General features: G+C 62.1%; 19 protein-coding genes. 18 read left to right on the top strand and 1 reads right to left on the bottom strand.

Features of this window, described 5'->3' with window-relative positions:
• Nucleotides 1–102 precede the first annotated feature (102 nt).
• From FZF13_RS00830 to FZF13_RS00870, 9 genes are all read left to right on the top strand, one after another.
• The gene (locus tag FZF13_RS00830; protein ID WP_065996681.1) at nt 103–1,143 is read left to right on the top strand and encodes an aromatic ring-hydroxylating dioxygenase subunit alpha; all 1,041 of its coding nucleotides are present in this window, start codon (nt 103–105) and stop codon (nt 1,141–1,143) included.
• Nucleotides 1,140–2,252 carry a 2Fe-2S iron-sulfur cluster-binding protein gene (locus FZF13_RS00835; RefSeq protein WP_083237608.1) on the top strand — a complete coding sequence of 371 codons (1,113 nt, stop codon included), beginning with the start codon at nt 1,140–1,142 and terminating at the stop codon, nt 2,250–2,252. Before FZF13_RS00830 ends, FZF13_RS00835 begins: the two co-directional genes overlap by 4 nt.
• Nucleotides 2,253–2,384: 132 nt before the next feature.
• A complete protein-coding gene (locus FZF13_RS29395; protein WP_083237616.1) occupies nt 2,385–4,355 on the top strand; it encodes a DUF2817 domain-containing protein in 1,971 nt (656 codons plus the stop codon).
• A 74-nt stretch (nt 4,356–4,429) separates the two neighbouring features.
• A complete protein-coding gene (locus FZF13_RS00845; protein WP_065996682.1) occupies nt 4,430–5,227 on the top strand; it encodes a transporter substrate-binding domain-containing protein in 798 nt (265 codons plus the stop codon).
• 98 nt (nt 5,228–5,325) lie between these two features.
• Complete coding sequence (locus tag FZF13_RS00850) at nt 5,326–6,033, top strand: ABC transporter permease (protein ID WP_065996683.1); 708 nt, start codon at nt 5,326–5,328, stop codon at nt 6,031–6,033.
• A gap of 4 nt (nt 6,034–6,037) precedes the next feature.
• Nucleotides 6,038–6,724 carry an ABC transporter permease gene (locus FZF13_RS00855; RefSeq protein WP_065996684.1) on the top strand — a complete coding sequence of 229 codons (687 nt, stop codon included), beginning with the start codon at nt 6,038–6,040 and terminating at the stop codon, nt 6,722–6,724.
• Nucleotides 6,725–7,176: 452 nt separating this feature from the next.
• A complete protein-coding gene (locus FZF13_RS00860) occupies nt 7,177–8,352 on the top strand; it encodes an MFS transporter (RefSeq protein ID WP_065996685.1) in 1,176 nt (391 codons plus the stop codon).
• A gap of 187 nt (nt 8,353–8,539) precedes the next feature.
• The gene (locus tag FZF13_RS00865; protein ID WP_065996686.1) at nt 8,540–9,754 is read left to right on the top strand and encodes a M24 family metallopeptidase; all 1,215 of its coding nucleotides are present in this window, start codon (nt 8,540–8,542) and stop codon (nt 9,752–9,754) included.
• Nucleotide 9,755: 1 nt separating this feature from the next.
• Nucleotides 9,756–9,959 carry a hypothetical protein gene (locus FZF13_RS00870; RefSeq protein ID WP_065996687.1) on the top strand — a complete coding sequence of 68 codons (204 nt, stop codon included), beginning with the start codon at nt 9,756–9,758 and terminating at the stop codon, nt 9,957–9,959.
• Nucleotides 9,960–10,038: 79 nt separating this feature from the next.
• Here FZF13_RS00870 and FZF13_RS00875 read toward each other — a convergent pair whose 3' ends face one another.
• Nucleotides 10,039–10,812: a creatininase gene (locus tag FZF13_RS00875; RefSeq protein ID WP_065996716.1), complete on the bottom strand. Its 774-nt coding sequence runs from the start codon at nt 10,810–10,812 to the stop codon at nt 10,039–10,041.
• A gap of 96 nt (nt 10,813–10,908) precedes the next feature.
• On the opposite strand from FZF13_RS00875, the gene FZF13_RS00880 reads away from it, so the two are divergent.
• From FZF13_RS00880 to FZF13_RS00920, 9 genes are all read left to right on the top strand, one after another.
• Entirely contained in the window at nt 10,909–11,823 is a 915-nt protein-coding gene (locus FZF13_RS00880) for a LysR substrate-binding domain-containing protein (RefSeq protein WP_065996688.1), read from the top strand.
• 92 nt (nt 11,824–11,915) lie between these two features.
• Complete coding sequence (locus tag FZF13_RS00885) at nt 11,916–13,052, top strand: polyamine ABC transporter substrate-binding protein (protein WP_065996689.1); 1,137 nt, start codon at nt 11,916–11,918, stop codon at nt 13,050–13,052.
• A 110-nt stretch (nt 13,053–13,162) separates the two neighbouring features.
• Nucleotides 13,163–14,008: an ABC transporter permease gene (locus tag FZF13_RS00890; protein WP_065996690.1), complete on the top strand. Its 846-nt coding sequence runs from the start codon at nt 13,163–13,165 to the stop codon at nt 14,006–14,008.
• Nucleotides 14,005–14,841, top strand: a complete 837-nt coding sequence (locus FZF13_RS00895; RefSeq protein ID WP_065996691.1) for an ABC transporter permease — start codon at nt 14,005–14,007, stop codon at nt 14,839–14,841. The genes FZF13_RS00890 and FZF13_RS00895 overlap by 4 nt, the downstream gene beginning before the upstream one ends.
• Nucleotides 14,838–15,932, top strand: a complete 1,095-nt coding sequence (locus FZF13_RS00900) for an ABC transporter ATP-binding protein (RefSeq protein WP_065996692.1) — start codon at nt 14,838–14,840, stop codon at nt 15,930–15,932. Before FZF13_RS00895 ends, FZF13_RS00900 begins: the two co-directional genes overlap by 4 nt.
• A 508-nt stretch (nt 15,933–16,440) precedes the next feature.
• Nucleotides 16,441–17,559: an ABC transporter substrate-binding protein gene (locus FZF13_RS00905; RefSeq protein ID WP_246192407.1), complete on the top strand. Its 1,119-nt coding sequence runs from the start codon at nt 16,441–16,443 to the stop codon at nt 17,557–17,559.
• 26 nt (nt 17,560–17,585) lie between these two features.
• Nucleotides 17,586–18,704, top strand: coding sequence for an ABC transporter ATP-binding protein (locus tag FZF13_RS00910; RefSeq protein ID WP_245317385.1), 1,119 nt, complete (start codon nt 17,586–17,588; stop codon nt 18,702–18,704).
• Nucleotides 18,705–18,708: 4 nt separating this feature from the next.
• A complete protein-coding gene (locus tag FZF13_RS00915) occupies nt 18,709–19,941 on the top strand; it encodes an ABC transporter permease (RefSeq protein WP_065996694.1) in 1,233 nt (410 codons plus the stop codon).
• A 4-nt stretch (nt 19,942–19,945) separates the two neighbouring features.
• Nucleotides 19,946–20,770: an ABC transporter permease gene (locus tag FZF13_RS00920; RefSeq protein ID WP_065996695.1), complete on the top strand. Its 825-nt coding sequence runs from the start codon at nt 19,946–19,948 to the stop codon at nt 20,768–20,770.
• Nucleotides 20,771–20,774: the final 4 nt, after the last annotated feature.

Genomic DNA, 20,774 nt, shown 5'->3' on the forward strand with positions numbered 1-20,774 from the left:
TTAGTTTTTCTAAAATAGAACGCAGGCGCAAGCCCTTTTTGCGCAAGACTCCTCGAGCTAGCTTCGCCTCACCAAGATGAAAATCCAGGGAGGTCGGGTGTCATGTTTCTCAGGAATTGCTGGTATGTCGCAGCGTGGGATCATGAGGTCGGCCGAGACCTGAAGCCGTTCAGGATATTGGGAGAGGACATCGTCCTTTACCGCAAGACCGACGGCGCCGCCGCCGCCCTGGAAGATGCCTGTCCACACCGCAAGCTGCCGCTCTCCATGGGGCGCATCAAGGGCGACGACGTCGAATGCGGCTACCATGGCCTGACCTTCGACTGCACCGGCACCTGCACGCGGGTTCCGGGCGCTGAGAAGATTCCCCATGTGGCGCGCGTGCAGAGCTATCCGCTGGTCGAGCGCTACGGCCTTTTGTGGATTTGGTTGGGCGAGGCCGAGAAGGCCGATCCGGCGAAGATCTTCCAGGTCGAGCACTGGGGTGATCCGGCCTGGGGCGTCAATCGCGGCGAGTCGATGACGCTCGACTGCAACTACCTCTATATGAGCGACAACCTGCTCGATCCCTCGCATGTGTCCTGGGTGCACCAGACCTCCTTCGGCGGCGTGAAGGCGATGGAGGACGTGCCGTTGCAGACCACCATTGGCGAGGACGGCGTCATCGTCTGGCGCTGGATGATCGACCAGGCGCCGTCGCCCTTCTATGCGCCCTTCCTCAAGTTCAAGGGCAATTGCGATCGCAAGCAGCACTACGAGGTGCGCTATCCGAGCAACGCCATCATCAAGGCGATCTTCGTGCCGGCCGGCACCGGCGGCGAGGGCAAACCCTACCACGAGGACGTGTTCCTCATGGACAGCTACAACTTCATGACGCCGGTCGATGCCGAGCACACCAAATACTACTGGTTCCAGATGCGTAATTTCGCGCCGGACGACGCGGAGGTTTCGCAGCAGTTCGCCAAATCGGTGCGCGGTGCCTTCGACGAGGACCGGGTGGTGCTCAACGCCGTGCAGAAGGGCATGGCCAACAAGCGCACGCCCAACCTTGATCTCAAGATCGATGTCGGGCCGCTGCGCTTCCGCCGCAACCTGGACAAGCTGATCGAGGCCGAGGGCCTGCATCTGGCGGCCGCCGAATGAACGCCTTCGCCGCCCCCGCAACCATGCGCGCGAGCGGCTTCCGCGAGCTGAGAGTGGTCGCCAAAAAACGCGAGAGCAGCACCATCACCTCCTTTCACCTCGAGCCCGCCGATGCGGACGGCTGGCGCGATTTCCAGCCGGGCCAGTTCCTCGTTTTTCGCATACCGACGCCCGATGGCGGCATGGTGCTGCGCAATTATAGCGTCTCGTGCGCGCCCGGACTTGCCGATCGTTACCGCATCACTGTCAAGCGCGAGGCAGCTCCCGCTGCCGGCCTGCCGGATGGCGTGAGTTCGTGCCACCTGCACGATAGCGTCGCCGTCGGCGACGTGCTTGTCGCGGACGGTCCACGCGGCGATTTCGTGCTGGATTGCGAGAGCGACCGGCCGGTCGTGCTCCTAAGCGGCGGCGTCGGCCTGACCCCGCTCGTCTCCATGCTGCATGCGCTCGCCGCCGGCGAGCGCCGCGTCTTCTTCATCCACGCCTGCGACAATGGCGATGTTCATGCGCTGCGCGAGGAAGTGGAAGGACTTGCCGCGTCCCGGCCGGGGATCATCGCGCATTTCTGCTATCGCTTTCCGACCGGACGGGATGCGACTTCGAACCCACACCATTCGCAGGGCGTGATCGCGCGGGACCTGCTTCAAAAGCTTTTGCCGCTCGACGACTACGATTTCTATCTGTGCGGGCCGCCGCCGTTCATGCAGGCGCTGTACGGTATCCTGCGCGATCTCGGCGTGGCCAGGCAGCGCATCGCCTATGAGTTCTTCGGCCCGGCCACGATACTCGAGGCGGAGCCCCGTCCGATCCCGGTTGCGCCTCCCGTCGAAACGGCGCCGCAGGCTGACGGTGACAATGTGGCCGTCGAGTTCCGCAAGTCGGGCATCAAGGCCGTATGGGACGGGAAGGCGGACTCGCTTCTGGCTTTCGCCGAAGACCTCGGCCTCTCACCCGAATTCAGCTGCCGGGCCGGCATCTGCGGCACCTGCAAGTCGCATCTGGTGGCCGGGGAGGTCGCCTATTTCGAAGAGCCGCTCGACGAGCTCGCCGAGGGCGAGGTGCTGCTGTGCTGCTCGAAGCCGAAAGGAGCCGTCGTCTTGGACCTGTGACCGTCGCAAAGCCCAGTACAGATGCGAACTCCAGGCGAAACCCAGAGAACGGAAGCGTTGACGTGGACAGTGCGGTCAAAACGGCATCGAAGAGCGACACTCCTTTCAACCGGCATGCAGGAGGGCCTCGCCATGCGTGAACCAGCCTCCGCGCCCTCCTATTCACTCGGCTTTGCCGACCTGCGGCGGAATTTCCAAACCGCCGCGCGGCGCGCCAACGCCGAACTCTTCGAATATCCGCATCCGCTGCACGGGCCGGACGGCGAGAAATTGGCGACCGACGTGGCGCTGCTCGGCCGCCGCGATGCGCCAAAGCTGCTCGTCCTGATTTCTGGAACCCACGGCATCGAGGGCCAGTTCGGCTCGGCCTGCCAGACGGCGTGGGCGGCGCAGAACCATCCATGGCGGCTGCCGGAAGACACGGCGGTGCTGACCATACATCTCATCAATCCATGGGGCACGGCCTGGTCGCGGCGGGTCAACGAGGACAATGTCGATCTGAACCGCAATTTCATCGACTGGGAAGCCGCTCCGCCCCGTAACGAGAAATACGCGGCCTTGCATGAGGCGCTTGTGTGGCGCGAATGGGAAGGTCCGGAACGGGATCGCGCCGACGAAGCTTTCGCGGCGGCAAGAAAGGCGTTGGGCGCGCACGCGGTCATCGCGCAGATTGTCGAAGCCGGGCAGTACGAGTTCCCCGATGGCCTCTACTACGGCGGCGACGGGCCGACCTGGTCGAACCGCACGTTGCGCGAAATCCTGACGACATTCGCCGGCCATGCCCGGCAGGCGATCGTTTTCGATCTCCACACCGGCGCGGGGCCTTACGGCTATCCGGCGCTGCTCACGGTGGCGGAAGCAGACCATGCCGGTATCGCCTGGGGGCAATCCGTGTTCGGCCCGGCGCTGGCGACGGTGCTGACGGGAAGGGATGCCACGACCGATACCGGCATCGCCGCCACCGCCACCGGCTATGTTTCGGACGCCGTGCGCAAGGCGATGCCGCAAGCACGCGTGTTGCCGCTGGTGGTGGAATGCGGCACGCTGAAGGGCGAGGCCGTGCTGGAGGCCGTGATCGCAGACAACTGGTTGCATCTGGCCGGAACGGTGGGTTCGCCGCTCGGCGGGCGCATAAAAAGCACGCTGCGCTCGGCTTTCATCCCTGAGGACGCAGATTGGCAAGGCAACTGCCTGGCGACGAGCCTGCGCTATTTCGACCGCGCGCTCGCCGACCTGAAAAGTGGGGGCAGTCCCTCGCGCAAAGGCCCGGTGCTCAAATTGGTGGCGGCCGGCGCCGAGGTAGAGACACTGCCTCCCGTCGAGCCCGCGCCCGCGCCGGCAAGGCCGGCCGTCGAGGTGGACGACCTGCACAAGAGTTTCGGCAATCTCGAAGTGTTGAGCGGCGTCAGTCTCGCCGCGCAGCCCGGCGAGGTGGTGTCGATGATCGGCTCCTCAGGTTCGGGCAAGAGCACGTTCTTGCGCTGCATCAACCTGCTCGAACAACCCAACGGCGGCCGTGTCTTCGTCGACGGCGAAGAGATCTGCATGAAGCCGGCCGGCGAGGGGCGCTCGGTCCCGGCCGACATGCGCCAGGTCGAGCGCATCCGCGCGCGCGTCGGCATGGTGTTCCAGAGCTTCAATCTGTGGCCGCACATGACGGTGCTAGAAAACATCGTCGAGGCGCCCGTACACGTCTTGAAGGAACGCCGCGACGAGGCCGTCGAGCGTGCGCACGCGCTGCTGAAAAAGGTCGGCCTTTCGGAAAAGCACGGCCAGTATCCCGGCCAGCTTTCGGGCGGCCAGCAGCAGCGCGCGGCGATCGCGCGGACGCTGGCGATGCGTCCCAAGGTCATCCTGTTCGACGAGCCGACCTCAGCGCTCGATCCCGAGCTGGTGGGCGAGGTGCTGCGCGTCATCCGCCAGCTCGCGGATGACGGCAACACCATGATCCTGGTGACGCACGAGATGCAGTTTGCGCGCGAGGTGTCGCACAAGATCCTCTTTCTCCATCGCGGCAAGGTGGAGGAGGAGGGGGCTCCGGCGGAGCTGTTCGCCAATCCACGGTCCGAGCGTCTGCGCCAGTTCCTGGCCCGCACGCTCTGACAAGGAAAGGCGCTGAGAATCGTCTTGGGAAACGGCCCGATGCGAAACAACCATCCATAAAGGGGAACACGAAGATGAAACTGAAGATCCTTTCTCTCTTTGTCGCGCTTGCCGCCGGCGTGGGACATGCGTCGGCGGCGGAGGGCGAGCTGGCAATCGGCACCGAAGGGGCCTATCCACCCTGGAGCATGGCCGATGCTGCAGGCAACGTGACCGGCTTCGACGCCGACGTCGGCAACCTGTTGTGCGAAAAGCTGGCGGTGAAATGCCGCTTCGTGGTGCAGGCTTTCGACGGCCTGATCCCGGCGCTCAAGGCCAAGCGCTTCGACGTCATCATCTCGGGCATGTCGATCACCGAGGACCGCAGGAAGGAGATCGATTTCTCCGTCGGCTATGCGGAACTGGCCAACATGTTCGTCGCGCCGAAAGGGTCGGACCTGGCCGCCATCACCGACTACGACACGCTTCTGAAAGCGCTCGACGGCAAGAAGGTCGGCGTGCAGGCGGGAACGACACATGCGCACTTCCTGGAAAAGAAAGTGCCGGATGCGGACATCAAGACCTATGACACGCTCGACCAGATGCAGATCGATCTCGCGACGGGGCGCATCGATACTGCATTCGCTGACGTGTCGGCTCTGCAGGACTTCCTCGCCAAGCCGGACGGAAAGAATTTTCAGCTAGTCGACGTGAAAATTCTCAGCACGGTCGATCCGACGCTCGGCGAAGGCGTAGGCGTTGGCATCGCCAAGGACAACACCGAACTCAAGGCCAAGATCAACAAGGCCCTGTGTGAGCTGGTCGCGGACGGCTCGGTCGGTAAGTCCAGCGAGAAATGGTTCAAGATGGATATTTCCCGCCCCTGCCAGTGAAGCTTCGATGCCCGCACGGCTTGCGGGCGCCATATCGAAGCAGGCGGAGCCGCGGAACGAGCGGCTCCGCCTCCCAGAAATCACCATAGGTACACCCGATGGATTTCGGTCTTTGGCAGGTCTGGGAAGGCGGTTGGGTTGGCGCTATCCTTCGTGGTGCTGCCGTTACGATTGCGGTGGCGGTGACAGCCATGCTTGGCGGGGTCATCGTCGGCATCGTCTGTGGCCTCGTCAAATGGGGGCGCATCCGCCCGCTGACCTATCTCGTCGACGGTTATACGGCTTTAGTGCGCGGGGTGCCGGAACTACTCATCATCTATCTGTTGTTTTTCTCTTCGGTCGAGTTCGTCACCAAGGTCGCTACCGCATTTGGCTACGCGGGTCTGGCAGACGCCGGTTACGCTTTCATCATAGCGGTGGTAGCCATCGGCGCGATCTCGGGGGCTTACTCAACGGAAGTCGTGCGCGGTGCGCTGGAAGCCGTACCTCACGGTCATGTCGAGGCCGCCCGAGAACTCGGCCTGCCGGGTTCGCGAATTTTCCGGCGCATCATCGCGCCGCAGATGCTACGCATCGCTTTTCCGGGCCTGAACAACGTTTGGCAAACCACCATCAAGGATACCGCTCTTGTTTCGGTGGTCGGCTTGCAGGAATTGATGCGCACGGCGTTTATCGGTTCCGGCACCACGCGCCATCCCTTTATCTTCTATCTGATCGCGGCGGTGGTCTATCTCGCAATCACGCTTGTCAGTCAGTTCGGCATCGACCGGGCCGAACGCGGCCTGAGGTTACGCGAAAGAAAGTAGGCGCATGGACTTCGACCTGATCCGCGAAGCGGTCCCGGTTCTCCTGAAGGGGCTACGCGTTACCGCGCAGCTGACACTATTCTCGATGCTGATCGGTTTTAGTCTTGGCCTGTTGTTGGCGGTTATGCGCGTATCAACTAACCGTTTCGTTTCCGGTTTTGCCAAATACTATAGCAATGTCTTCCGCGGAACACCGCTTCTGGTCCAGATATTCCTATTCTACTACGGTCTAGGTCAGTTCTCCTTCGTGAAGGAAAATGCTGTGCTGTGGTGGGTGGTCAGTGACGGCGCGCGTTGTGCGGTGATGGCGCTGGCACTTAACACTGCGGCTTATACATCCGAGATCCTGCGCGGCGGCTTAATGTCGGTGCCTCACGGGCTCGTCGAGGCCGCCCAAGCCTGCGGCATGTCGCGGGTTCTGCGGTCTCGCCGCATCGAATTTCCACTTGCCATCCACCAAGCGCTACCCGCCTACGGGAATGAAGTAGTGCTGTTGGTAAAGGGCACAAGCCTCGCGTCGACCATAACTGTGCTGGAAGTGACGGGATACGCCAAACGCCTGATGAGCCAGACCTATGCGGTGCTGGAGGTTTTCGCGATTGCTGGCGCGCTTTATCTGGTCACCAATTTGATCCTGGTTGCATTAGTGCGAGCACTCGAGAATCGCTTTATGCGTCATCATCGGCGGTAAGCGTCCCAAAAGGCGATAGCGATACGCTTCAACTGTACACGTTCGACAGACCAAGCAAGAAATTTACTCCAGGTTCTAACCTCCTTGTTGTTGCATATCGAATGGCGCACCGCTCAGGCCCAGCAAGCATGGAAGTCGTAGAGGCTTGCAATTGTTTACGGTTGACTAAGGGATGCAGATTTCTTTCAAGAACCATGGCGGAATCCAATCTATCTCGCATGTTCATTGGGCTGACCAATGTCGAGATGGGGGCGGATGATCTATTCGGCACTTGGATCATTGACAGGGTGGGAAGAAAACAGCCCCATGCTCCCGATCGAGGAAATGGGATAGGCGTCGCGCCAATACCGAAGACTAGCGCGTTGTTGCCGACGCCTGTTTGCTGGTGCGAGTTGCGCGGAAGGTCGAGCCTGCGTGTCGCCTGGTCGTCCCAAGCGGAAGCGCGTTGAGCCATGCGCGCCGGTTTCATCGCGCTAGCCGTTGCCTATGTGCTCAGTCAGTTTTTCCGCGCTTTTCTCGCCGTGCTGGCGCCAGTGCTCCAAACCGAGATCGGAGCTCACGCCAATGACCTGGCGTTCGCCACCGGAGTCTGGCTGGCCGCCTTCGCGGCACTTCAGCTCCCGGTCGGCTATGCGCTCGACTATCTCGGTCCGCGCCGCACCTCCAGCGGGCTCATACTGGCTGCGATCGGCGCTGCCGTCTTCGCCCTGGCACAAGGCCCGGCGACAGTGACGGTGGCGATGGCCTTGATCGGAGCCGGCTGCGCACCGGCCCTCATGGTTTCACTCTACATTTTCGCCCGCATCTACCCGCCGGCTCTATTTGCGAGCCTGACAGGCCTGCTGATGGGCGTCAGCTCGATCGGCAATCTCGCCGCCGCTACCCCGATGGCCTGGGCGGCAAGCGTTTTCGGATGGCGTGCCTGCCTGTGGGCACTGGCGGCCGGCACGACGCTGACCACGCTCGCGATCGTCGCCTTCGTGCATGATCCGGAACGCGCGGCAATGTCAGGAGAGAACAATGGAGGGTTCTTCGCCCTGCTGAGGACGCCGGCCATATTGCTCCTCGTCCCGCTGACCTTCGTTCACTATGCCCCGGTTGCGGGCATTCGCGGGCTGTGGGTCGGCCCCTATCTGGCAGATGCTTTCGGTCTCGATGCGGTGGGGATCGGCAACGTGAGCCTCGCAATGGGCATAGCGATGATCGCCGGAAGCTTTGTCTACGGGCCGCTGGACAGGATGCTCGGTACCCGCAAGGGGGCGCTGCTCGGCGGCAACCTCGCGCTCGCGGCGGCCCTCCTCGGCCTCTGGGCCTGGCCGTCGGCCGGGCTCGGCCTTGCCGTGGCCCTGCTCTGCGCCATCGGCTTCTTCGGCTCTTCCTATCCCCTGATGATCGCGTATGGCCGCAGCTTCTTTCCGCATCATCTGGCGGGGCGTGGCGTCACCTTTCTCAACTTCGTCGCGATGGGCGGTGCGGGGCTCGCGCAGATCGCGAGTGGTTGGCTGTACGGGATGACGGGCAATCCGGCGGCCCCGGCCGCTCCCCACGCCATGGTGTTTCTGTTCTTTGGCGTCCTCGTTCTTGCCGGGTGCGGGATATACGCCTTTACGGGCGATCGGCTCGATTGAGAAGATTGCCGCGCGCCGGCGCCCGCCATGTCAGGCCTTCTCGCAACGCCGCCAGCAAACCATCAGCCCGGCAGACGGTTCGGCTTGCCATAAGCAGGCAAAATGGCAGCATCAGGTGAATAAATTTTTCTCATAAAAAAGCCGTCTGTAACGTCGCGCCATCCAATCGCGCATATGGAGGAGCGAAATGACCGACGACATGTTGCATGTGATAAAATGGCACAACGGCGACAAAGAATACTCGCCGTTTTCAGATGCCGAGATGAAGCGCCGGCAGGAGGACGTGCGCAGGTGGATGGCCGACAACAAGGTCGACGCGGCGCTTTTCACTTCCTATCATTGCATCAACTACTACTCCGGCTGGCTTTACTGCTATTTTGGCCGAAAGTACGGGATGGTCATCGACCATACCAAGGCGACGACGATTTCGGCCGGCATCGACGGCGGCCAGCCGTGGCGCCGCAGCTTCGGTGACAACATCACCTATACCGACTGGCGCCGCGACAATTTCTACCGTGCCATTCGGCAACTGACTGCGGGCGCTAAGCGCATCGGCATCGAATTCGACCATGTGTCGCTCGATTTCCGCCGGCAGCTCGAGGAAGCCCTGCCGGGCGTCGAATTCGTCGATGTCGGCCAGCCGTCGATGTGGATGCGCACGATCAAGTCGCTCGAGGAGCAGAATGTCATTCGCGAGGGGGCGCGCATCTGCGACGTGGGCGGCGCGGCCTGCGTGGCCGCGGTCAAGGCCGGCGTGCCGGAACACGAGGTGGCGATCGCCACCACAAACGCGATGATTCGGGAGATCGCCAAGTCGCATCCTTTCGTCGAGCTGATGGACACCTGGACCTGGTTCCAGTCGGGGATCAACACCGACGGCGCGCACAATCCGGTCACCAACCGCGTCGTGCAATCGGGCGACATCCTCTCGCTCAACACGTTCCCGATGATCTTCGGCTACTACACGGCGCTGGAACGGACGCTGTTCTGCGATCACGTCGACGACGCCAGCCTGGACATCTGGGAAAAGAACGTGGCGGTTCATCGTCGCGGGCTGGAACTGATCAAGCCGGGCGCCCGCTGCAAGGATATCGCCATCGAGCTCAACGACATGTACCGGCAGTGGGACCTGCTCAAATATCGCTCGTTCGGCTACGGCCACTCGTTCGGCGTGCTTTGCCATTACTACGGCCGTGAGGCCGGCGTGGAACTGCGCGAGGACATCGAGACCGAGCTGAAGCCGGGCATGGTCGTGTCCATGGAGCCGATGGTGATGCTGCCGGAAGGCACGCCCGGCGCCGGCGGCTATCGCGAGCACGACATCCTGATCGTCAAGGAAGACAGCGCCGAGAACATCACCGGGTTCCCCTTCGGGCCGGAACACAACATCGTGGGCAACTGAAATGGCGCCCTATCTTCCCTTCGATTGCCCGACAAGGGTGACGGACCGCAATGGCCGGTCCGTCTCCTATGCCACTCCGGTCTACGGACTGCTGAGCGACCTTATGGGCTGGGTCAGGCTGCGTTTCGGTGCGCCGCCTCCCCGATCCGGCCAGGGTGCCGACGAAGAAGACGGAAAATGGCCGCCGCCGCCACGTCCGTTCTGAAGCGCGAGCAAGCCCCGCAATGAAGAAAGGGCCGCGTCGCGGCCCTTCTGCTGTCGTTCGCGGTCTTTCCCGCCAGGTATCAGAACTCGTTCCTTAGCGCTTCGACGATACCGCCCACGCATACGTCGAGAAGGATCTCGCCCTTTTCCTTAGACGCCTGCTTCGGGGACGACAGCGTGCCGCTGCGCGGCGTCCATTCCGGTTTCGGCGGATAGACGTCATAGGGCGGGAATGTCGCCGGCGCGTGGTCGATCGCGCGTTCAAGGTCGACCAGCTGCGGATAGAGCGCCAGCATCAGGGATGTTTCCAGCACGCCGCCATGCTCGATTTCCCAGCCCGGGAAGCCATCGGGATAAAGTTTCGCGATCGTCGCCTTGTCCACGAAGTCCCAGTAGGAGAGCACGACGACCTTGACGTCGTCGATGCCGCTCCAGCGCAGTTCCCGCAGGGCAAGATCGATGCCTTCCACGATGAACCATGAGTTCTCGAAATGTCCGTTGAGCAGGCAGATCTTGCGCGCGCCGTGGCGGGCGAACTCCTTGATGACGTCGCGCAGCGCCGCCACCAGCGTCGCGCCGTCGAGACTGGTGGTGCCGGGCAGATGGTTGCCTCCGCCGGACTTCTGGTGCGACTTGTAGCCATACGTGAAAGGCGGGGCGACCAGCGCCCCGACTGCCTTGGCGATGCGGCGGGCGAACTCCGTCGGCAGCAGCACGTCCACATGCATCGGCATATGGCATCCATGCTGCTCCATCGAGCCGATGGGGATGAAAATCGGAACGGAGCCGTCGCGGACCCGGGCGTCGTAGTCGGGCCAGGGCAATTCGGCTGCAAAGACTGTGTCGACTGGCATGAGCATCTCCGTGTTTTCAGGCCGAAGCATGATTGAAGCCGGTCCACGGATATGAGAAATTTATATTCATCATCCTTGCATGAGAGACGCTAATCCATGCGCAGCTTCACGAACTTCCAGACAGACCTGCTCCGCACCTTCGTTTCCGTCATCGACCTCGGCGCCTTCACGAAAGCCGGCGACGCGCTCGGCCGAACCCAGCCGGCCGTCTCGCTGCAGGTCAAGCGGCTTGAGGAACTCGTCGGCGCCCCCATCATCAGGCAGGTCGGACGCACGCTGCTGCTGACCAGCGAAGGCGAGATGCTGCTCAGCTACGCGCGGGAAATCCTGCGCCTCAACGACGAGGCGGCCTCCTATTTCAACCGCTCCAAGATAGCCGGGGTGATCCGCGTCGGCCTGCCCAACGACTACGCCGTCGCCTTCCTCCAGGGCGTCATCACGGAATATACGCGCCGGAATCCGGAAATCTCGCTCGAGCTGCATTGTGGCTGGAGTGCCGAGATACTCGACCGCCTGCGGGCCGACGAACTCGACCTGGCGGTCGCCATGGTCAACAATGAGCGGGCGCAGTACCTGTCGCGGTCATGGATCGAGCGGCCGATCTGGGCGGCGGCGGAGACCGCGACGTTCGACCGGAAGAAGGGAATACCGCTGGCGGCGCATCCAGAGGGCTGCGCCTACAGGGCGCGCATGATCCAGGCGCTTGACGCCGCGCAGATTCGCTGGCGAGTCGCCTATACCGGATCGGGGATCGGCGGGCTCCAGAACGCCGTGGTGAACGGTCTCGGCGCCAGCGCGCTGACCCGCTACACCATGCTGCCGGGCATGCGCGTCCTCGACGAAATGGACGGGTTTCCGTCGCTGGCCGAAATCCGGGTCGGGCTGTTCTACAAGCACCCGCGCCTGTCGGACGCCAGCATTCGCCTGGTCAATCACATCATCGCGCGCCTTGACGAAGCAGGCGTATCCAACGACCCGATAAGGCGTGCCGGGGAACTCGATCGTCAATAAGCAGGATAAATGCAAAAATTTTTAGAATTAATTTTTCAAATGTATTGGCCCTTCATAGCCTGAGATAGGCCAAAAAATGGAAGGGGAACTCCATGACCGATAATCTCTCGTCATCCCGCCGCGTCAGCCGACGCGGCCTTCTTCGCGGCGGTGCCGTTCTTGGCGGCGGCATGCTCGCAACGCCCTATCTCAGCCGGCTTGCCTTCGCCGCACCGGTCGAGCTCACGATGCTTGCCTGGTATGGCCATGCCGAGCCCGACGTGGTGAGCGAATTCGAGGCGGAGAACAACGTCAAGTTCAAGCCGAAATACTATACCGGCGGCGACAACATGCTGGGCCTCATATCGCAGTCGCCGCCCGGCACGTTCGACCTGATCCTGTCGGACGCCGAATACGTGCAGCAGCTCAACGCCGCCGGCTATATCGAGAAGCTCGACCCGGCCGACTATCCCTTCAACGACTTCTTCCCCGAATTCCAGCATTTCCCGGGTCATTGGCAGGACAACGACCTTTATTCGGTCATCACCCGGTTCGGCTTCCTCGGCGTCGCCTACAACACCGAGGCGATCACCGAAAAGGAGGCGTCGAGCTACAACATCTACTGGGCCGAGAAGCTGAAGGGCAAGGTGGGGCATTTCGACTGGCATCTGCCCAACCTCGGCCAGATCAGCCTGCTCAACGGAAACGCCAGCCCCTACGATATCGACGCGGCGGCATGGCAGGCGGTGCAGGACAAGACGATGACGCTGCGCCCGCAGATCGGCGGCTTCTTCGACTATGGCGGCACGTTCTCCTCGCTGCAGAACGGCCAGATGCTGGCGATGGCGGGCATCGGCGACTGGATCACCGGCACGCTCGAGAGGAGCGGAGCCAAGGTGCGCAGCGTCATCCCCGAAGAAGGCGGGCTGCAGTTCACCGAATCCTTCTCCATCGGCAAAGGCTCGCAGAAGGCGGATCTCGCCAAGAAATGGATCCAGTACATCACCTCGGCCAAGGGCCAGGTGAAGTCGGCCAACATGGCGGCCTATCCTTGCCTCATCCCGAACAAGAAGGGCTGGGAGCTTCTGGCAAAGGAGACGCCTGCCGAAGCCAAGCGGCAGGGCATGCTGCTCAACGAGCCGAACGCGATGGATCTCATCCGCGCCGGTCGCATAAAATACCGGCAATTGCCGGTCCAGCAGAGCCTTGAGGACTGGAACGACTTCTGGTCGGAATACAAGGGCTCCTGACCGCGGCCAATGGCGGACCGAAGACCAGGCAGGGCGGGCGGCGACGTTGCCCGCCCTGCTTGCCTTTTTTAAACCTGAAACCGACCGATCCGCGTCCGAACGGGACAGAAATGCGAAAATCGATCACGCTCTACGGCCTGACATTCTCAATGCCGATGCTGGTGTGGCAGCTGCTGTTCTTCCTGGCGCCGCTGCTCTTCCTGATCGCGCTCAGCTTCTGGTCGGTGAAAAATTTCCGCATGGTCCCGGATTTCAATCCGGACAACTGGACGCGGATGCTGGGCCGCGGGGTGTTCTGGGAAGCCTATTTCCGCACGCTTCTGCTTTCCGCCGCGGCCGCCGGTCTCACCAGCGTCCTGGCGTTTCCCTGCGCCTACGGCATCGCTTTCAAGCTGTCGGAATCGGCGCGGCGCTGGGCGGTGTTCCTGATGGTCATTCCCTTCTTCACCAGCTACCTCGTGCGCGTCTATTCCTGGCAGATATTCCTTTCCGACCACGGCATATTCAACGCCCTGTTCGCCAAGATCGGCCTTGGTCCGTTCGGGATGCTGAACTCCGTCTTCGGCGTGATGGTCGGTTATCTCACGCTGAGCTTCCCGCTCGTGGTGCTTCTGCAACTGTTCAGCCTCGTCTTCGTCGACAGGATGCTGATCGAGGCCGCGCACAATCTGCGCTGCGGCCGCCTGCGCACCGTGTTCGAAGTGGTCATTCCGGCCGCGCGGGTCGGCCTCGTCATCGCGGCGCTGTTCTGCTTCATCCTGACGTTCGGTGATTTCGTCAGCCCGCTATATCTCGGCGGTGGCGATCCCCCGACATTGTCCATCCTGATCACCGACACGACGAAATCCGGCCAGCAATGGCCGCGCGCGTCGGTGATCGCGCTTGCCATGATCGCCACGCTGCTCGCCGTGGCCTTCGCCGCCGTCAGCTACGCCTATCGGGAGAGGGGGCGATGAACGATTTCAACCGCAACCGGCTGATCGACTGGGCGCTGAAGATCTACATAGTGCTGTCGTTCGGCTTCATCTTCGCGCCGATCGCCGCGAGTTTCGTCTTCTCGCTCAATGTCGATCGCTTCCCGTCGCTGCCGCTCGGCGGATTCTCGACCGTCTGGTACGAGACGGTCTGGAACGACCCGCTGGTCTGGCAGGGGCTGCGCAACACGCTGGTCGTCGGCGTGGTGGCATCCGTGGTGTCGACCGCAATCGGGTTCGGCGCGGCCTACACCGACTTCCGATACAGATTCTTCGGCAAGCCGGTCTATGTCGCGCTGGCGCTGCTGCCGCCGACCATCCCCGTGGTCATTCTCGGACTTGCGATGCTGGCCTTCCTGTCCAACGTCAACCTGTCCGGCGCGACCTATTCGGTCGTCATCGCCCATGTCGTCATGTGCGCTCCCTTCGCCATGGCGATCTGCCGGCTGCGGCTGTCGCAGATGGACCCGTCGCTGGAAGCGGCGGCGTGGAATCTGGGCGCATCCGAATGGATGGCGATGCGCCATGTGATCGTGCCCTTCTGCCGGCCGGCGCTATTCGCCGCTGTGTTCATCACCATGGCGGTCTCCTTCGACGAGTTCGCCGTCGCCTGGTTCGTTTCCGGCCTGAACGAGACGCTGCCGGTCAAGGTGCTCGGCTTTCTCCAGGGCCAGGTCAGCCCGCGCATCAACGTCATCGGCACCTTCGTCTTCATCGTTTCCATGACGCTGGTGGTCGTGGCCCAGGTCCTTCTCATGAAACGCGGAGCCGCGCCGGCTGCGGCAGTCAAAGACACCGGAGTAGTCACACAATGACCGACCAGGCTCTCGTCGTCTTCGACGGCGTCGCGAAGCGGTTCGGCGCTTTCGTCGCCGTGGAGAAGATGAATCTCGACATCCGCAAGGGCGAGTTCCTTGCCATCATGGGTTCGAGCGGCTGCGGCAAGACGACCACGCTGCGTATGCTGGCGGGTCTCGAGGCGCCGAGCGAGGGCGAGATACGGCTCGCCGGCAAACGCATCAACGACCTGCCGACCTGGCAACGCGACACCCCGATGGTGTGGCAGAGCCTGGCCCTGTTTCCGTTCCTGACGGTGCGCGAGAACGTCGAGTTCAGCCTGCGCATGCGCGGCATCGAAAAAAGCGAGCGCCGGCGGCGCGTCGACAAATGGCTCGAACGGATGCAGATCGCCGAGTTCGCCGATCGCAACGTGGCGCATCTCTCGGGCGGCCAGCGCCAGCGCGTGGCGCTGGCGCGCTCGCTGGTCACGGAGCCCGAGATCCTGCTTCTGGACGAGCCGCTTTCGGCGCTGGACGCACATCTCAAGGTGCGCATGCAGACGGTCCTGTCGAACCTTCAGCGCGAGCTCGGCATCACGTTCGTCTACGTCACTCATAGCCAGTCGGAGGCGTTCTCGATGGCGGACCGCGTCGTCATCATGAGCCGCGGCCGCATCGAGCAGATCGGCGACCCGCAGGAGATCTACCGCGCGCCGCGCACCAGATTCGTCGCCGAATTCCTCGGCTCATCGAACATCTTCGGCGGCAGCGTCACGGCCGTCGGCAACGGGGCGGTCCGCGTCGCGACGCCCGCCGGCGAATTTGATATCGCGGCCAATCCGGTAAAAGCCTTGGCGAAGGGCGACAAGGCGACCTTCGTCGTCTCTGACGACCGCGTGCAACTCTCCAACGAGAAGCCGGCCGAGGGCATCAATGCGGTGCGGGCCTCCGTGGTAGGCGAGGAGTTCGTCGGCGCCACCGCCGTGATCCATCTCGAAGGTCCCGACGGCATCGAATTGAAAGCGCAGAAGAGCCATGACGAGCTCGAACATCTCAACCTGGCGCACAAAGCGGACGTCTGGCTGACCTGGCGGCCGGAAGCCGGCCATATCCTGCCAGGGGAATAAGCATCCCGCGCCGAGAATACTTTCGGACTGATGGTTGGTGACCACAAGGGCGTTCAAATATCCAATACGACCGAGTTTGATAGGAAGCGATGAGATGGAACCGATATGGATGCTCTTTCTTAACGTAGGCGATCATGATCAGTCGCCGCGCGATCTGACATTCTATTCTTTTATCGAAGCCTTTAGTGCTCTTAAATTGCCGTGGAAGAGCCTGACGGGGGTGAGTCGATCGGCTGGCTCTGCATTAACGAATAACCTCTTGAAGGTTGATGCCGTCCTTAAGATCTCCAACCCGGTACCGGGGCCTCGACTTGGCTGATCCAGAACGGTGTGGCAGCCAACACTGACGCTGGCGGTAGTGTGGTATTGTGTCCTGCGCAATGTGCAGAGAACGGGTGCCACGTCTTGCGACCACGCTTCGATCAGTGAAGTCATCACGATAACGGTTCCTCATGGGGTCATGTGATGTACTTATTTGCCGCCATTGGAACCGCGAACTACGGCTTTCGTGGCGGCAGCACTCGTAGGAACCGAGCAGGCCGCATTTTCCAATCAGGCGTTGGGAGTGGCCAATATGGGATATCGTTCAGCGGGTCGCATGCTCGCGCTGTCAATGACGGTGCTTTCGCCGCTTTGCGCGCAACCTGTGCAGGCACAGGACGCGATTTCCGTCATGAGCTTCGGCGGAGCCTATCAGGAAGCGCAACGCAAGGCGGTTTTCGAAACCTATACCGCCAGCACAGGGATCAAGATCGACGAACAGGAGTATGGCGGCGAGATCGCCAAGATAAAGGCCATGATCGAGTCCGGCAACACAACGGTGGACGCGGTGGACGTCGATGCGCCGACCTTGCTGCAAGGGTGCGACGAGGGCATATTCGAGAAGATCGATTGGGCGAAGATCGGACCCGAGGATGACTGGATCAAGGGGACGACGTCCGACTGTGGCGTGGGGACGATCGTCTATGCCACGATCCTGGCCTACGACGGGGCCAAGCTCCCGGACGGTCCCAAGACGATCAAGGATCTGTTCGACACCAAGAAGTTTCCTGGAAAGCGCGGGCTTTGGAAGAACCCGGCCACCAATCTCGAATTCGCGTTGCTCGCTGATGGCGTCGCGCCAGACAAGGTCTATGAAACGCTGTCGACCCCAGAAGGAGTCGACCGCGCCTTCGCCAAGCTCGACACGATCAAGGACAGCATCGTTTGGTGGGAAGCAGGCGCCCAGGCGCCGCAATTGCTCGCCTCCGGCGAAGTCGCGATGACGACCGCCTGGAACGGCCGCATCTACAACGCCAATAAGGAAGGTAAGGATTTCAGGATCGTGTGGGACAACCAGATCCTCGATTCCAACTACTGGGTGATCCCGAAGGGCGCGAAAAATCCCGAGGCGTCCCTTGCGTTCATCAAGTATGCGGCGGAGCCAAAAGTGCTCGCGGGCATTACCAAATACATCCCGTATGGTCCGGTGCGGAAATCGGCGGCCGAGTTCGTGGCGCCCGAGGACGCCAAGAATCTGCCCACCAGCCCACAGAACCTGACGGTTTCGTTGACCCTCGACAACGGCTTCTGGGCCGACAACGGAGAGGAAATCCGTAAGCGCTTCACGACCTGGCTCGCACAATAGGGCCGATGGCCGAAGGGAGGAAATCGATGAACGTTTCCCAGCAAGTGCCACTGGCGATGGATCGTTCAGTCGATGCCCTCGTTCGGTTCGAGGACGTGAAGAAGTCCTACGACGGAATCGCCTTCGTGGTGAAAGACTTGAACCTGGCGGTTCGTCGCGGCGAATTCCTGACAATGCTGGGGCCTTCGGGCTCCGGCAAGACTACGACGCTGATGATGCTGGGCGGTTTCGAACGGCCGACGCTCGGTCGCATCCTGCTCGACGACAAGCCTGTCGAGCGGCTGCCACCGGAAAAGCGCAACATCGGTTTCGTATTCCAGAACTACGCTCTCTTTCCCCATATGACGGTGGCGGAGAACGTCGCGTTTCCGCTACGCTACCGTGGGATCGCGGGCGCCGCCGCGAAGGAAAAGGTCCGTCAGGCGCTTGGCCGGGTCAGCCTCGACAACTTGGGCGACCGCCGCCCGGCACAGCTTTCCGGCGGTCAGCAGCAGCGCGTCGCTCTCGCCCGCGCCCTGGTGTTCGAGCCGTCGCTGGTCCTGATGGACGAGCCGCTCGGCGCGCTCGACAAACAACTGCGCGAGCGCATGCAGCTCGAGATCAAGCAGTTGCAAGTATCGCTCGGCATCACCATGGTCTACGTCACTCACGACCAGTCCGAAGCCCTGACGATGTCGGACAGGATCGCCGTTTTCCATGACGGCCGCATCCAGCAGCTTGCCGATCCTGAAACGCTCTACAACGAACCGTCCAACCGCTTCGTCGCCTCCTTCATTGGCGAAAACAATACGCTGCCCTGCACCCCGGCCGGACGCGAAGGAGAACTGGCCGTGGTGCGCATGGCGGACGGCACCGTGTTCAAGGCCGCAAGCGCCGATATTTCCGGTCCTGGCGAGATGAGTGTTTCGGTACGGCCGGAAAGCCTCGTTCTAGCCGATGGAGAAGCCCGCGCCGATCTCAACCGTTTTTCGGGCAAGGCACGCGACGTCTTCTTCCTAGGCGACCACATGCGGTTGTCGGTGGAGGCATTTGGTGGCCAGACGCTGACGGCCCGCATCCCGGCACACCAAGCGCGGCATTTCGCGCCGGGCGAGGACGTCATACTCGAATGCGGCGTATCCGAATGCCGCCTCTTGGGGGCGTAAAGTCATGACCGCTGCCGATATCGAGCGCATCAACGTCTTCATGGCCGTGCGGCGCGCCGAACGGCCGGCGCGACGGGCCGCTCTGTCGCTTGCGCTACCACTGGTCGTCTTTCTTCTCGTCGTCTTCGTGGCGCCAATCCTCTATCTGCTCGTCACCGCGGTCGGGAACCCGGAGACACGCGAGGTGCTGCCGCGGACGCTTGTCGCACTTGAAGGCTGGGATGGCGCGTCGACTCCCGCGGAGCCCGTCTACGCGGCCTTTGCCGCAGACTTGAAAGTCGCCAAGGACAACAGCACGGCCGCCTTGGTCGGCAAGCGCCTCAACTACGAGATTTCCGGTATGCGCGGTCGCATCCTAGCCGCCGCCCGCATGGTCGACCGGCTCGACGTCGGTCCTTACAAGGAACGATTCCTCGAACTCAACAAAGACTGGGGATCGCCGGACGTCTGGGCGGTGATCAAGCGCAACGGCTCCGCCTTCACTCCGTTTTACCTGCTGAGCGCCGTCGATCTGAAGCAGAACCCCGACAATTCGCTCGGACGAGTCGAGGGAGACCAGGCGATCTTTCTCGATGTCCTGGGACGGACGCTGTTCGTGGCGGCCGTGGTGACCCTGTTCACGCTTGTCCTCGGCTATCCCGTCGCCTACGTCCTCACCATCGCGCCGAAGGCGGTCGCGGGGATCATGATGCTGATGGTGCTCCTGCCGCTATGGACGTCGTTGCTCGTGCGCACGACTGCCTGGGTCGTCCTCCTGCAATCGAACGGCGTCATCAACGATGCTCTAATGGCCCTGCACATTACCAGCGAAAGGCTCCAGTTCATCTTCACGCGTGTTGGCACGGTCACGGCGATGACGCACATCCAGCTTCCCTTCACCATCCTGCCGATCTACAGTGTCATGCGTTCAATTCCGACCACGCAACTGCGCGCCGCCCGCTCGCTCGGCGCGCCCCCGATCTCGGCGTTCTGGCGGATCTATGCGCCTCAGACACTGCCCGGTGTCGTCGCGGGGTGCCTGATGACGTTCATCCTTTCGCTCGGCTACTACATCACTCCGGCGCTCGTGGGCGGGCCACGTGACCAGATGGTCTCGAACTTCATCGCCGTCTTCATCAACCGCGACCTCAACTGGGGGCTGGCTTCGAGCCTTGGCGTCGTCTTGCTTGTCGTGACGCTCGCTATCTACCTGTTGTTCCTGCGCCTCGTCGGCGCTGACAAGATCAAGCTGGGGTGACGCCATGTGGTTGCCTTCCTACGCGACTCCTTTTGAACGGTTGACACGGACGCTTGTGGTGGCGTTCGCCGTCGCCGTACTGCTATTCCTGATCGCACCGTTGTTCATCATCGTGCCGTTGTCCTTTTCGAAGGATCCGTTCTTCACACTTCCGGTCCGAGAATATTCGTTACGCTGGTATGCGGATTTCTTCGGCAACACGCGATGGATGAACGCCATCTTCAACAGCGCCGTCGCGGCGGTGATGACAACCGTGCTGGCGACGACGCTCGGCACGCTGGCGGCCCTGGGAATCTCACGTCCCGATTTTCCGGCACGCCGGCTCATCATGGCGCTCTTGATTTCACCGATGATCGTGCCGATCGTCATCGTAGCGGTCGGCAGCTATCTGTTCTTCGGCCAGTTCGGCCTGACCAATACGCGCACCGGCTTGGTGCTGGCGCATACTGCCCTGGCCACGCCATTCGTCGTGATCACGGTCACGGCGACGCTGTCAACTTACGACACCAACCTGACCCGCGCGGCGCTTAGCCTCGGCGCCCCGGCGATGTCCGCCTTCTTCCGCGTGACCTTGCCGAACATTTTGCCAGGCGTGGTTTCCGGCGCCATCTTCGCCTTCGCCATTTCCTTCGACGAGGTCGTGGTGGCATTGTTCATGACGGCTGCCGAGCAGCGCACACTGCCGGTCCAGATGTTTTCCGGCATCCGCGACCAGATCAACCCGACCATCATGGCGGCGGCAACGCTGCTGCTGGCTCTTTCGATCACCCTATTCGCGGTCCTGGCCATGCTGACGAGGCAGCGCGGCAAGCCGACGACCTCGGCTTGACCGC

This window comes from Mesorhizobium terrae (assembly GCF_008727715.1).
Taxonomy (GTDB): domain Bacteria; phylum Pseudomonadota; class Alphaproteobacteria; order Rhizobiales; family Rhizobiaceae; genus Mesorhizobium; species Mesorhizobium terrae.

What these genes read in the sequence shown, in the direction of transcription:
- FZF13_RS00830 (WP_065996681.1), top strand. Translation starts at nt 103, where the DNA reads ATGTTTCTCAGGAATTGCTGGTATGTCGCAGCGTGGGATCATGAGGTC.
- FZF13_RS00835 (WP_083237608.1), top strand. Translation starts at nt 1,140, where the DNA reads ATGAACGCCTTCGCCGCCCCCGCAACCATGCGCGCGAGCGGCTTCCGC.
- FZF13_RS29395 (WP_083237616.1), top strand. Translation starts at nt 2,385, where the DNA reads ATGCGTGAACCAGCCTCCGCGCCCTCCTATTCACTCGGCTTTGCCGAC.
- FZF13_RS00845 (WP_065996682.1), top strand. Translation starts at nt 4,430, where the DNA reads ATGAAACTGAAGATCCTTTCTCTCTTTGTCGCGCTTGCCGCCGGCGTG.
- FZF13_RS00850 (WP_065996683.1), top strand. Translation starts at nt 5,326, where the DNA reads ATGGATTTCGGTCTTTGGCAGGTCTGGGAAGGCGGTTGGGTTGGCGCT.
- FZF13_RS00855 (WP_065996684.1), top strand. Translation starts at nt 6,038, where the DNA reads ATGGACTTCGACCTGATCCGCGAAGCGGTCCCGGTTCTCCTGAAGGGG.
- FZF13_RS00860 (WP_065996685.1), top strand. Translation starts at nt 7,177, where the DNA reads ATGCGCGCCGGTTTCATCGCGCTAGCCGTTGCCTATGTGCTCAGTCAG.
- FZF13_RS00865 (WP_065996686.1), top strand. Translation starts at nt 8,540, where the DNA reads ATGACCGACGACATGTTGCATGTGATAAAATGGCACAACGGCGACAAA.
- FZF13_RS00870 (WP_065996687.1), top strand. Translation starts at nt 9,756, where the DNA reads ATGGCGCCCTATCTTCCCTTCGATTGCCCGACAAGGGTGACGGACCGC.
- FZF13_RS00875 (WP_065996716.1), bottom strand. Translation starts at nt 10,812, where the DNA reads ATGCCAGTCGACACAGTCTTTGCAGCCGAATTGCCCTGGCCCGACTAC.
- FZF13_RS00880 (WP_065996688.1), top strand. Translation starts at nt 10,909, where the DNA reads ATGCGCAGCTTCACGAACTTCCAGACAGACCTGCTCCGCACCTTCGTT.
- FZF13_RS00885 (WP_065996689.1), top strand. Translation starts at nt 11,916, where the DNA reads ATGACCGATAATCTCTCGTCATCCCGCCGCGTCAGCCGACGCGGCCTT.
- FZF13_RS00890 (WP_065996690.1), top strand. Translation starts at nt 13,163, where the DNA reads ATGCGAAAATCGATCACGCTCTACGGCCTGACATTCTCAATGCCGATG.
- FZF13_RS00895 (WP_065996691.1), top strand. Translation starts at nt 14,005, where the DNA reads ATGAACGATTTCAACCGCAACCGGCTGATCGACTGGGCGCTGAAGATC.
- FZF13_RS00900 (WP_065996692.1), top strand. Translation starts at nt 14,838, where the DNA reads ATGACCGACCAGGCTCTCGTCGTCTTCGACGGCGTCGCGAAGCGGTTC.
- FZF13_RS00910 (WP_245317385.1), top strand. Translation starts at nt 17,586, where the DNA reads ATGAACGTTTCCCAGCAAGTGCCACTGGCGATGGATCGTTCAGTCGAT.
- FZF13_RS00915 (WP_065996694.1), top strand. Translation starts at nt 18,709, where the DNA reads ATGACCGCTGCCGATATCGAGCGCATCAACGTCTTCATGGCCGTGCGG.
- FZF13_RS00920 (WP_065996695.1), top strand. Translation starts at nt 19,946, where the DNA reads ATGTGGTTGCCTTCCTACGCGACTCCTTTTGAACGGTTGACACGGACG.